This is a genomic window from Streptomyces dysideae, from assembly GCF_001514305.1.
In the GTDB taxonomy this organism is placed as follows: Bacteria; Actinomycetota; Actinomycetes; order Streptomycetales; family Streptomycetaceae; genus Streptomyces; species Streptomyces dysideae.
In genome coordinates this window covers 82,631-95,124 of record NZ_KQ949106.1, presented here as the reverse complement: position 1 = coordinate 95,124, position 12,494 = coordinate 82,631, and the positions used below count along the sequence as shown (strand labels likewise).

The window sequence follows — 12,494 nt, the reverse complement described above, 5'->3', positions numbered from 1 at the left end:
CCCCGGCGCGCGCCGCCAAGAGGAGGACTCCCTCGTAATGGCACAACTGCGTAGCAAGAAGTTCCGGGTCGCCGCGATAACCAGCCTGGCGACCGCCGCTCTCGTGGGCGGCCTCACCGCCATCCCCGCCCAGGCCGCCCCGGCCGAGGGCAAGGTCCTGGCCGCCGGCTCCCCCACGGCGATCAAGGACAGCTATATCGTCACGCTCAAGAAGAGCGCCGGCCTGAAGGCCTCTTCCAGCGCGGGCAAGAACCTGGTCAAGGAGTACGGCGGCTCGGTGATCAAGACGTTCAGCACCGCGCTGAACGGCTATACCGCCACCCTCTCGGCGACCGAGGCCAAGAGACTCGCCGCCGACCCGGCGGTGGCCTCGGTCGAGCAGAACCAGCGCGTCCAGATGGACGCCACTCAGTCCAACGCCCCCTGGGGCCTGGACCGCATCGACCAGACCTCGCTCCCGCTGTCCGGCACCTACACCTACCCGGACACCGCGGGCAGCGGCGTGACGGTGTACGTCATCGACACCGGCGTCCGCATCACCCACAGGGACTTCGGCGGTCGCGCCCGCTACGGTTACGACGCCGTGGACGGCGACACCACCGCGCAGGACGGCAACGGCCACGGCACCCATGTGGCCTCCACCGTCGCGGGTTCCACCTACGGCGTCGCCAAGAAGGCGAACATCGTCGCGGTCCGGGTGCTGAACAACAGCGGCTCCGGCACCACGGCGGGCGTCGTCGCGGGCATCGACTGGGTGACGGCGAACCACTCGGGTCCCTCGGTCGCCAACATGTCGCTCGGCGGCGGCGCCTCCACCGCCCTGGACACGGCCGTGCGCAACTCCATCGCCAGCGGCGTGACCTACGCGATCGCGGCCGGCAACAGCAGCGCCAACGCCTCCTCGTACTCCCCGGCCCGGGTCACCGAGGCGATCACCGTCGGCGCCACCACCAACACGGACGCCAGGGCCAGCTACTCCAACTACGGCTCGGTTCTGGACATCTTCGCGCCGGGTTCCTCGATCACGGCGGGCTGGTACACCAGCGACACCGCGACCAACACCATCTCCGGTACGTCGATGGCGACCCCGCACGTCGCGGGCGCGGCCGCGGTCTACCTGGCCGGCCACACCTCGGCCACCCCGGCCACGGTCGCCACGGCCCTGACGGGCGGCGCGACCACCGGTGCGGTCACCAGCCCGGGCAGCGGTTCCCCGAACCGGCTTCTGAAGCTCGTGCCGTGACCCCGGTGCGCACCACCCCCTGAACGACCGTTCCCCGGAGGCGTCCGCCGCCTCCGGGGAACGGCGTGCGCAAAGCCGGGCGAGAAGACGAGAAGTGGCCCCGGGACCTTTCGGCCCTTGACGCCCGCCACGGAGCTGAGCGACATTGAAGCCCGGCATCCGGCGCTTCAGGGGGCAAAGTCGCCAATGCAGACCTTACGTATCAAGACAGCTTCAAGACCGGGCGCCGAGCAGGCGCGACCAGGGCCGGGGAGGGACCTGTCACCGCTGCTCGCGGGCGCCGCGACGGCCGCCGCCGGATTCGGCGCGGTCCTCGCACTCACCGGGACGGACTCACCGCTGCGCGCTCCGCTCACCCTGTTCTTCCTGCTCGCGGCGCCGACCGCGGCCATCGCCGCCGCGCTGCGCGGGCTGGAACCCTTCGGCCGGACCGTCGCCGCGATTGCGGGCGCGGTCGTCGTCAACATGCTGGTGGCCCAGGGGATGCTGGCCGTGCACCGCTGGTCGGTACGCGGCGGGATCGTGGCCGTGACCGCGGTCAGCTCCCTCGTGCTCCTGCTGGTTCTGGTACGGCGGCTGCGTGGCCGCACGACGAGGAAGCGGACTCCCTGACGTGGACATCAGCGTGTACCGCCCCGGCGAGCTCAGTGCCGCCGACCGGGCGGCGTGGACGGCGATGCAGTCCAAGGCCCATCTGCACGGATCGCCCGAGCTGGCGAACCCGTTCCTGTCCCCCGAGTTCACGCTCGCGGTCGGCCGCTGCCGGCGCGGGGTGCGGATCGCGGTCGTACGGGAGGGCGGCGAACCCACCGCGTTCTTCCCGTACCAGCGCACGGCGGCCGGGGTGGGGCGGGCCGTCGGGCTCGGCGTCTCGGACGCCCAGGGCCTGGTGCACCGGCCCGGGGTCAGCTGGGACGCCCGGGAGCTGCTGCGGGCCTGCGGGCTCGCCGTATGGGAGTTCGACCATCTGGTGGAGGGGCAGGCCCCGTTCGCCGCGGGGGCGTCCGGCAGCTTCCCGTCGCCGGTCATGGACGTCGACCAGGGCTACGAGGCGTATCTGAGCCAGCTGCGCGAGCAGGCACCGAAGTTCACCAAGTCGACGCTCGCCAAGGAGCGCAAGCTCGGCCGGAACCACGAGGGCGTGCGCTATGTGCACGACGAGCGCGACCCGGGTGCCCTGCGCGCCCTGATGGACTGGAAGTCCGCGCAGTACCGCCGCACGGGACGCAGCGACCGCTTCGCGCACGACTGGATCACCCGGCTGGTGGAGCAGCTGTTCCACACCCGCTCCGAGCCGTTCGCGGGGATCCTGTCCGTGCTGTACGCCGACGGGAAGCCGGTCGCCGCCCACTTCGGGCTGCGCTCCGAACGGGTGCTGGCCTGCTGGTTCCCGGCGTACGACCCGGCGTTCTCGAAGTACTCCCCCGGTCTGGTCCTGCATCTGCGGATGGCCGAGGCGGCCGCCGCCGACGGCATCGCGTATCTGGATCTCGGCCGGGGCCAGAAGGAATACAAGGACTCCCTGAAGACACGTGAACTCAGCGTGTCCGAGGGGTGGGTGACACGCCGTCACCCGGTCGCGCTGGGACACCGCGCGCGGCGTGCGCCGGTGCGGGCGCTGCGCAACACGGTGCAGTCCCGGCCGGAGCTGTTCGAGCCGGCGGACCGGCTGCTCAAGCAGATGGGGAAGATCCGGTCGGGACGCCGGTAACAGGCCAAAAGCAACAAAAACGTGAGGCCTCGTTCCAGGTCTTGCCATACAGGCTCAATCGTCAATACCGTCGTACATCTCACTCGCATCGGACCGTCGGTACGCGGCTCCAGGGGAGGGCTCAAGGGACCGCGGCGGCATCCGGTGGGGGGCGCGGTAGGGGGGTGCTCGGTGACCGCTCATGTGACCGAGTCGTGCCGCGCGACCGGCTGTCGTCTTGTTCCGGAGGCCGGCCAGATTTGCCAGCTCACGATGCGTGCGCGGAGAACCATGGAGGTGTATTTCACCGTGCCGTGAGTGAGAACCCCCCTTTCGAACCGGACAAAGAGCCGGGCCGCCCAGGGGCGGGCGGTCCACCGGACGAGAGGGACCAGACTCATGAGTTCTGTTCTGCGCCCCGCGACCGCGGGTCGCGATCCTTTCACTGCCGGCAAGTACCGGCCGATCTCCTCTCACCTGGCCATAGCGCCGCCGGTGAGCGTGGTGATTCCCGCCATGAACGAGGCGGAGAATCTCCCTTACGTCTTCAAGACGCTTCCGGACTGGATCCATGAAGTGGTTCTCGTGGACGGCAATTCAACCGACAACACTGTAGAAGTGGCCCGTGAGCTGTGGCCCGACGTCAAGGTCGTGCCGCAGCGCGGGAAGGGCAAGGGGGATGCCCTGATCACCGGGTTCGAGGCGTGCACCGGCGACATCATCGTGATGGTCGACGCGGACGGCTCGGCCGACGGCCACGAGATCGTGTCGTATGTCTCCGCCCTGGTCTCGGGCGCCGACTTCGCCAAGGGTTCCCGCTTCGCCAACGGCGGCGGCACGGACGACATGACGCCGATCCGCAAGCTCGGCAACTGGGCGCTGTGCACGGTCGTCAACCGCAAGTTCGGCGCCCGCTACACCGATCTCTGCTACGGATACAACGCGTTCTGGCGGCACTGCCTCGACAAGATCGACCTCGACTGCACCGGCTTCGAGGTGGAGACCCTGATGAACATCCGGGTGGTCAAGGCCGGGCTCAAGGTGCAGGAGATACCGAGCCACGAGTACCTCCGTATCCACGGCACGAGCAATCTGCGCGCCGTGCGGGACGGGCTGCGGGTGCTCAGGGTGATCCTGAAGGAGCGCTCCAACCGGCGTGCCCTGCGCCGCCGTCCGGCGCACTCCCCGATGCTCGACTCGGTCCGGGGAGAGATGTCTTGAGCGGTCCCGACATCTCCGTCGTGATCTGCGTGTACACCGAGGACCGCTGGGAGGACATCCTCGCGGCGGTCTCCTCGGTGCGGGCGCAGTCGTATCCGGCGCTGGAGACTTTGCTGGTCGTCGACCACAACGAGACGCTCCTGGACCGGCTGGCCAGGGAGTACAAGGAGTCCGACGAGGGCACGCCCGTGCGGGTGCTCGCCAACGCGGGCCCCCGTGGCCTGTCCGCGGGCCGCAACACCGGCATCGCCGCCTCGCACGGCGATGTGATCGCCTTCCTCGACGACGACGCCGTGGCCGAGCGGGACTGGCTGCGGCACTTCGCCGAGGGGTACGCCGACCCGCGGGTGATGGCGGTCGGCGGGCGTACGGAGCCCATCTGGGCGTCGGGGAGCCGGCCGGACTGGTTCCCGGAGGAGTTCGACTGGGTGGTGGGCTGCACGTACAAGGGTCTGCCGCCGGGCCGGGTCCGGGTCCGCAACGTCCTGGGCGGCAACGCCTCCTTCCGTCGTACGGCGTTCGACGCGGCGGGCGGTTTCGCCACCGGCATCGGGCGGGACGGCGACAAGCGGCCGCTGGGCTGCGAGGAGACGGAGCTGTGCATCCGGCTCACGCGGGCCAGACCTGACGCCGTGCTGCTGATCGACGACCGTGCGGTGATCCACCACCGGGTGCCCGAGGCGCGCGAGCACTTCGGGTACTTCCGCACGCGCACGTATGCCGAGGGCCTGTCGAAGGCGCTGGTGGCCCGGAGTGTGGGCGCCGACAAGGGGCTCGAGTCCGAGCGCCGGTACACCACCCGGGTCCTGCCGGCCGGGGTGGCGCGCGGGCTGCGGGATGCCCTGCTCGCGCGTCCCGGCGGTGCGGGGCGGGCCGGCGCGATCGTCGCGGGGGTGCTGACGGCGGCCGGTGGGTACGTGGTGGGCAGTGTCCGGACGCGCCGGGGCGGCGTGACGTACACGGTGGCAGGGATCGAGGGGGCCAGCGGATGACGGACGCGCGCGTGCCGATTCTCATGTACCACTCGATCGCGACCTCACCGAACGACGCCACCCGCGAGCTGTCCGTGGCGCCGGAGGCGTTCGCGGAACAGATGGCGCTGATCGGCGACCTGGGCCTCACACCGGTCAACACGGCCGATCTCGCGGCCCGCTGGCGCTCGGGCAAGCCGCTGCCCGGGCGCCCTGTGCTGATCACCTTCGACGACGGCTACGAGGGCGTGCACCGGCACGCCCTCCCCGTGCTCGCCAAGCACGGCTTCGCCGCCACCCTGTTCGTCTCCACGGGGTGGCTGCGCGGCCCGTACGACACCGGGGGCGGCCTGGACGCCATGCTCGACTGGAACCAGGTCCGCGAACTCGCCGGGGCGGACGTCGAGATCGGCGGCCACAGCCACACCCATCCGCAGCTCGACCAGATCCCGGACGACACACTGCGCTCCGAGCTGATCCTCTGCAAGGAGATCATCTCGGACGAGCTGGGCACCGTCCCGTCCTCGTTCGCCTACCCGTACGGCTACTCCAGCCGCCGGGTGCGCGAGACGGTGCGCGAGACGGGGTACGCCCAGGCGCTCGCCGTCAGCAACGGTCTGGCCCGGCGCCGGCAGGGGCCGTACGCCCTGACGCGGCTGACCGTGCGCCGCAGCACCGGCATCGAGGAGTTCCAGCGGCTGGTCGAGGGCCGCGCCATCGCCCGCACCTTCGCCACGGACCGTGCCCTCACCAAGGGGTACGCCGTGGTCCGCAGAGCCCGACAGGTCCGCCGGAAGGCCATCCGTTCCCGTGTCTGACACGACGACCACGACCGAGCCCACCGCTCCCGACGCCAAGGCGCCCGAGCAGTCGGGGCGCCGGCTCCGTCTGCCCGGCCTGGGCCGGTCGTCCGGCGGCAGCCCGCTGTTCCGCAACGCCTACGCCCTGATGCTCAACACCGGCGTCTCCGCGGTGCTCGGGCTCGGCTTCTGGCTGGCGGCGGCCCGCTACTACTCCGAGGCCGCCGTCGGGCAGGGCTCCGCCGCGATCGCCGCGATGAAGTTCCTCGCCGGCCTGACCGCGGTGGCTCTGACCGGCGCGCTGGCCCGGTTCATCCCGGTCGCGGGCCGCGGCACCGGGCGGCTGATCTTCCGTACGTACGCGGGCAGTTGCGTGATCGTGGCGCTGGCCGCGGGCGTCTTCCTGCTGACGCTGGCCGCGTGGGGGCCGTCGTACCGCTTCCTGCAGGGGCCGGTGAACGGGCTCGGCTTCATCCTGGCCGTCGTCGCCTGGAACCTGCTCACCCTCCAGGACGGGGTGCTGACCGGGCTGCGCAGCGCGCTGTGGGTGCCGGTCGGCAACACCGCGTTCTCGGCGGTGAAGCTGGGCCTGCTGGTCGCCTTCGCGACGGCCGTCCCGACGACCGGTGTCTTCGTGTCGTGGGTCGCGGCGATCGCCGTCTCGGTGCTGCCGCTGGGCTGGCTGGTGTTCCGGCGGCTGGTGCCACGGCATGTGAAGGCGACCGAGGACCACGCGCGTCCGCCGGCCCTGCGGGAGATCGGCAAGTTCCTGGCGGGCGACTACACGGGTTCGCTGTTCTCCCTGGCCGTCGTCTACCTCATCCCCGTGATCGTGGCCGCGCAGGTCAGCTCCGAGGACAACGCGTACTTCTACATCACCACCACCATAGGCGGCACGGTCAACCTGCTCGCCATCAACATGGGCGCCTCCCTCACGGTCGAGGGCTCGCACGACCCGGGACGACTCGCCGCCAACACCCGGGCCGCGCTGCGCCGCATGGCCCGGATCATGCTGCCGGTGGCCGCGGTGCTGTTCTTCGGGGCGCCGTGGATCCTGGGCGTCTTCGGCGCGGGCTACGCCGACGCGGCGACGCCGCTGCTGCGCTGGTTCGCGGTCGGCGCGGTGCTGCGGGTTGTCATGGAGACGTACTTCGCGGTGCTGCGCGCGCAGAGCCGTACCGCCGGACTGGCCTGGCTGCAGGGCCTGTTGTGTGCCCTGGTGCTCGGGCTGACGCTGCTGCTGCTCCCGCGGATGGGCCTGACCGGCGCGGGCGTCGCCGAGATCTCGTCGCTCGCGGTGATCGTCGCGCTCGCCGCGCCCAAGCTGTACAAGGTGGCCAGGGCCGCGCCGGCCACGGTCCCCGAGGACGCGGCACCCGACGGCGACCTCGCCGATCTGGGGGCGCGCGAGGTGCCCGGGAGGCGAGGGCCCGCGTGGGCGCTGGACAGCGACACACTCGCGCTCGGCATCCATGTCGACTTCGACCACCAGGAGCGCCGGCCCGATGTCCGTCCGGGACCGGGGACGCCGCCCACCGGGGCGCCCGTCGGCCGGGACCCCCGGCCGACCTGGGCGCGGAAGCCGGAGCTGGGGCTGCCGGTCGAGGAACGGGAACCGGGCTCGGAGGCCTCGCTGGGGCCGACGGAGGTGGACGCGCCGTTCGAGTCCGAGTTCGACGCGGGCAAGTCGGCCGAACGCGAGGAGCCCGTCGTAGCCGCGGAGCCGGCCGTACGAGAGGAGGCCGCCGTACCGGAAGAGCCGCCCGCGCGCGACGAGGTACGGCAGCCCGAGGCGCCGCCGCTCGCCTGGCGGGACCGTCTGCATCCCACCCGCCTGGGTGTGGTCCTCGGCTGTCTGCTGACCGCCGCCCTGCTGCTGTACTGGGTGCCCGCGCTGCGGCTCGGCGAGGCCGACCTCGACGGGATGGGCGGGCTCGGGCTGATCTCCGTGCTGCCGCTGCCGACGCTGGTCGGGGCCGCGCTGCTGGCCACGGTGTTCGCGTCGCTGCTGTGGCTGGGCCGGGAGCACAAGGCGCTGCTGCTGATCACGCTGCTCGCGACGGTCGTGTCCCTGCACGCGCTGCCCGCCGTGATCGAGACCGAGCCGCGGTTCGCGACGGCCTGGCAGCATCTCGGCTTCCTCGACTACATCGACCGCACCGGGTCCGCCGTACCCGACCTGGACGCCCGCTGGAGCTGGCCGGGCTTCTTCGCGGTGGCCGCGTTCGTCGCGAAGGCGTGCGGGGTCACGGACTTCACCGAGGTCATCCGCTGGTGGCCGCCGGCCGTGCAACTGCTCTATCTGGCGCCGATGTTCCTGCTCGTGCGCTCGATGCGGGCGAGCTGGCGCGCCAAGTGGACCGGCATCTGGATCTTCGTGCTCAGCGGCTGGGTCGGCCAGGACTACTTCTCACCGCAGGGCTTCACCTACCTCCTCTACCTGGTGTTCGCTGCGGTCCTCCTGGTCTGGTTCCGCCCACCGCGCGTGATCTGGACGAAGCGGCGCCCCGGCGAGGCGGAGGTCGAACCGGCCGGCCGCCGCCAGCGGGCCGTGCTGCTCATACTCGTCACAGGGCTGTTCGCGGCGAGCGTCCCGGCCCACCAGCTCACCCCGTTCGTGATGCTGGGCGTGCTGGCCGCGCTCGTGCTGATCGGCAAGTCCGAACTGCGCGGGCTGCCCATCCTGTTCGGCGTGCTGGTGGCGTTCTGGGTCGGCTTCATGGCCGAGCCGTACTGGTCCGGACACTTCGACGAGCTCTTCGGCGGAGTCGGCGGCGTCGGCAGCAATGTGTCGTCGTCGGTGTCCGGCCGTATCGAGGGCGGCAGTTCGACACACAAGCTCGTGCTGTACACGCGCGTGCTGCTGGCCGGCAGTGTGATGACCGCCGCCTGCTACGGCTGGTGGCGCCGCCGCGACCACAAGTACCGCGAGCGGTCGCTGCTGGTCCTCACCTTCGTGCCGTTCCTGGGCTTCGGCATGCAGTCGTACGGCGGCGAGATGGCCCTGCGGGTCTTCATGTTCGCCCTGCCGGGCGCGGCCCTGCTCGCCGGTCTCGCCCTGTTCCCGCGCACCGGCGTCACCGCGAAGGAGCGCGACAAGGACCGGGTGAGTCTCGCTCCGCTGGCCGCGCTGATGGCGGGCCTGGTCCTCATCGGCGGCTTCCTGGTGGCCCGTTGGGGCAACGAGCCGTTCGAGCGGATCCGGCCCGGCGAGGTCGCCGCCATGGAGTACGTGTACGCCCAGGACGATCCGAGCCTGCGTCTGCTGTGGCTGAGCAACGACACGCTCAACAACGTGACTCCGGCGATGCCGTGGGGTTCGCGGGACATGGAGAAGGTCGAGTACGTGCCGACACTGGCGCCGACCGACCCGGTGCTGGTGTCGGGGCTGGTCAAGGCGCTGAAGGACGCGGGGCAGAACTCGTATCTGATGATCAACCGCAGTCAGGTCACCTATCTCCGGCTGGACATGGGCTATTCGACGACCTGGGAGTCCCGGCTCGTACAGAACCTGGACAAGCGGCCGGAGCTGAAGAAGACGTTCAGCAACACCGACGTCACCCTTTACACGATGGCGAAGCAGCCCGCGGGCAAGGTCCCCGCCGCCGATCCCGGGCCGATCGGACCGCAGGTGACCTGGACGCCGTGGTCGGTCGTGGGCGCTCTCGCGGCGCTGGCGCTGATCGTGCTGCTGACCGCGCGGGAGGTCGTGCGGGTGGCGGTGCGGCCGGGCGTGCGGCAGCTGCGGTGGCTGCAGAGCAGCTTCTGGTTCTCGCTGCCGCTGCTGGCGGTGCTGCTGGCCTCGCTGGTGCAGCGGTTCCTGACGATCAAGTGAGCGAGGTCGGCATGGTGGTCAAGTGGCTCAGCGGCTGAGCCACTTGACCTCATGCGCTCGCATGTCGAACCGCTTCCCGTCGACCTTCGCGCTGATCGGCCGGTCCAGGATGTTGACGACCAGGACGGCCTTGTCGGTGGCGAGGACGCGGACGTCGGGCACGTCGTCGGCGGCGACGGACACGCTCTCGTAGGCGGTCCCCGGCGGGAACTCCCTGCTGAACCGCGCGACCAGGTCGTACATCGGCAGCTTCTTCCCACCGCCGGCCCTGTCGGTGGGCGTCCACAGGCAGCCGGGGCAGTCGGTGCCCTTCTCCTCCTCCGGGTTCCAGTAGAACCCCGAGGTCGCGCCGCCCTCGGCCATGGCGATCATCCCGGCGGCCTGGACGGCGACACGGTGCGGCTCGGACCAGCCCTTGCGGTCGTCGTTGCCGTCGGCGGTCTCGACGTAGTACTCGGCCCACCACAGCGGCAGATCACCGGTCTGCCGCCGCACCCACTGGCTCACGGCCGTGAACTTGTCGGTGGCCGCGAACTCGTCGGACAGGAACTCGTCGTCCCGGGTGTAGCTGGAGCCGTCCACGACGACGAAGTCGGCGCCCACCTTGTTCTTGTTCCAGTAGGCGAAGGCGTCCACGATGCGTTGGTCCATGGCGCCCCAGCTGCCCGTCAGCGCCGTCGAGGCCTCCTCCGCGCGCGGGTCGACACTGTCCATCACCAGGTACGGCCCGCCGACCATGATGTCCGGGTCCACCGCCTTCAACGCCTTGTGGACGAGGTTGTAGAGCCTGGTGTACCCCTCGTAGTCCCAGCGGGCCTCGGCGTCGTTCCAGAAGCCCTTGAACTCGTTCCAGACGATGAAGTGGCGTACGTCCGGATAGCGCTTGGCGACGGTCACGGCGAGCGCGGCGAAGTCCTCGAAGTGCTCGGGTTCCGGGGCGGTCTCCAGGGCGGCCTGGCTCCAGTTCGTGTTGTCGACGCCGGCCTTGCCGCCCTTCATCCAGTCGGGCGCACAGCACAGGGTGACCACCGGGGTGCCGCCGGACGCACGGACGAAGTCGATGCGGCGGTCCATCGCCTCGAAGTCGTAACGCCCCTTCACCGGCTCGGGATTGTCGGCGCCCCAGCCCATGATGTGCTGGTTCTGCGGCAGCCCTCCGCCCTGGGAGAGCAGGCCCTCGGCACGCTCGACGGCGGCGCCGCTGCCCTCGTCGGCACTGTGCTGGGTGTGGGTGAAGCCCCAGCCGACGTCCGGTGTCGTCTCGTCCTCGGGTGCGGCGGGAGTGCCGTGCACCTTGTCGCCGTCGCGTGAGGTGCCCCTGGTGCTTCCGCCGTCGGCGGGAAGCGTGTTGAGCAGGGTCACCACCAGGGCCAGCGCGGCCAGACCCACCCCGAGCAGCGCGGTGAGCCGCCACCGCCCTGCCCCCGAATTCCACCCATGACGTCCCATCAAGGGCAACAGTAACGGCGGAAATCACCCCGGGGGCAGAGTTCGTAGGGCTACGCCCTTGTAACAGGACGGAGGGGGTACAAACGGAGCCGACGGGCACCGCCGACACTCCGGGCCGACCTCGGAAACCGGGTGCACACGGCGGCCTCGTGCCGGATCATGGCGGCATGTCTGCGAACCCACACGACGCTCTGCCGATCCGGCTCAACGTCGACGACAGCGACTCGCCGTCCGACGTCGTCGACGCGCTGTTCCTCGGCCGCTTCGCGACGGGCGAGCAGCCGTACTCGCACGCGTCCAACATCGACCGCGTACGGTCCGGGGCGACGCTCCTGCCGCCCGGCGCCCGCGTGCTGCGCGCCGCCCGCGACGACGACCGCAGCGCGACGCTGGCGGAGGGCGACGGCTGGACCCTGCTGATCTCCCGCTGGAACCGCGGCGCCGACATCACGGTGACGGCGACCAGCGCCGAACTGGCCGAGAAGGTCCTCGACCAGGCCACCGACGGCGCGGCGGACGAGCCCGAGCCGCAGCCGGAGAACGTGACCATGGGCTTCTGGTACGTCTCCCCGAGGCGCGGCCCGCACCGCACGACCCGCCAGATCTCGGCGGGCACCTGGGACGAGGTGCGGGAGAACTACACCGCGCCGGTGGCGGACGCCATGGACCACCTGATGAAGACGACCCCGGAGGACATCGCGGGCCGCCTGCTGCTCCTGCACGGCCCGCCGGGCACCGGCAAGACGTCGGCGCTGCGCACGCTGGCGCGTTCCTGGCGGGACTGGTGCCAGGTGGACTGCGTCCTGGACCCGGAGCGCCTGTTCTCCGACGTCGGCTATCTGATGGACATCGCGATCGGCGAGGAGGACTCCACCGGCAAGGGCCGCTGGCGGCTGCTGCTCCTGGAGGACTGCGACGAGCTGATCCGCGGGGAGGCGAAGCACACGGCGGGCCAGGCCCTGTCGCGGCTGCTGAACCTCACCGACGGCCTGCTGGGCCAGGGCCGCAACGTCCTGGTCGGCGTCACGACCAACGAGGACCTGGAGCGCCTCCACCCCGCCGTCGTCCGCCCCGGCCGCTGTCTGGCCCGTATCGAGGTGGGGCCGCTGACCCGGCGGGAGGCGGTGAGCTGGCTGGGCAGGGAGGCCGTCGGCCGGGAGGAAGATCTGGGCCGTGAGGGGGCGACGCTGGCGGAGCTGTACGCGCTGCGGCGCGGGACGTCTCCGACGGCGCTGCCGGAGCCGCGGGGCGGGGCGGACGCGGGGCTGTATCTGTAGATCCCGCC

General features: G+C 71.1%; 9 protein-coding genes. 8 read left to right on the top strand and 1 reads right to left on the bottom strand.

The window, feature by feature from the left end; translation table 11 throughout:
* Positions 1-37: 37 nt before the first annotated feature.
* From AQJ91_RS36560 to AQJ91_RS36530, 7 genes are all read left to right on the top strand, one after another.
* On the top strand, positions 38-1,243 hold the full coding sequence (locus tag AQJ91_RS36560; RefSeq protein ID WP_067030422.1) for a S8 family peptidase: 1,206 nt from the start codon (positions 38-40) through the stop codon (positions 1,241-1,243).
* 186 nt (positions 1,244-1,429) lie between these two features.
* A complete protein-coding gene (locus AQJ91_RS36555; RefSeq protein WP_067030419.1) occupies positions 1,430-1,855 on the top strand; it encodes a hypothetical protein in 426 nt (141 codons plus the stop codon).
* Position 1,856: 1 nt separating this feature from the next.
* Positions 1,857-2,954, top strand: coding sequence for a GNAT family N-acetyltransferase (locus tag AQJ91_RS36550; protein ID WP_067030416.1), 1,098 nt, complete (start codon positions 1,857-1,859; stop codon positions 2,952-2,954).
* 378 nt (positions 2,955-3,332) lie between these two features.
* The gene (locus AQJ91_RS36545; RefSeq protein ID WP_067030413.1) at positions 3,333-4,154 is read left to right on the top strand and encodes a glycosyltransferase family 2 protein; all 822 of its coding nucleotides are present in this window, start codon (positions 3,333-3,335) and stop codon (positions 4,152-4,154) included.
* Positions 4,151-5,146: a glycosyltransferase family 2 protein gene (locus AQJ91_RS36540; RefSeq protein ID WP_067030410.1), complete on the top strand. Its 996-nt coding sequence runs from the start codon at positions 4,151-4,153 to the stop codon at positions 5,144-5,146. The genes AQJ91_RS36545 and AQJ91_RS36540 overlap by 4 nt, the downstream gene beginning before the upstream one ends.
* On the top strand, positions 5,143-5,943 hold the full coding sequence (locus AQJ91_RS36535; protein WP_199848118.1) for a polysaccharide deacetylase family protein: 801 nt from the start codon (positions 5,143-5,145) through the stop codon (positions 5,941-5,943). The genes AQJ91_RS36540 and AQJ91_RS36535 overlap by 4 nt, the downstream gene beginning before the upstream one ends.
* Positions 5,936-9,760 (top strand): hypothetical protein, encoded by a 3,825-nt coding sequence (locus AQJ91_RS36530; protein WP_067030407.1) that lies wholly within the window; start codon positions 5,936-5,938, stop codon positions 9,758-9,760. Before AQJ91_RS36535 ends, AQJ91_RS36530 begins: the two co-directional genes overlap by 8 nt.
* A gap of 27 nt (positions 9,761-9,787) precedes the next feature.
* Here the strand turns inward: AQJ91_RS36530 and AQJ91_RS36525 are convergent, their stop codons facing one another.
* Positions 9,788-11,209: a GH39 family glycosyl hydrolase gene (locus AQJ91_RS36525; protein ID WP_067030404.1), complete on the bottom strand. Its 1,422-nt coding sequence runs from the start codon at positions 11,207-11,209 to the stop codon at positions 9,788-9,790.
* Between the two features lie 167 nt (positions 11,210-11,376).
* Here AQJ91_RS36525 and AQJ91_RS36520 point away from each other — a divergent pair, with 167 nt between their 5' ends.
* Positions 11,377-12,486 (top strand): DUF5925 domain-containing protein, encoded by a 1,110-nt coding sequence (locus AQJ91_RS36520; RefSeq protein ID WP_067030401.1) that lies wholly within the window; start codon positions 11,377-11,379, stop codon positions 12,484-12,486.
* Positions 12,487-12,494: the final 8 nt, after the last annotated feature.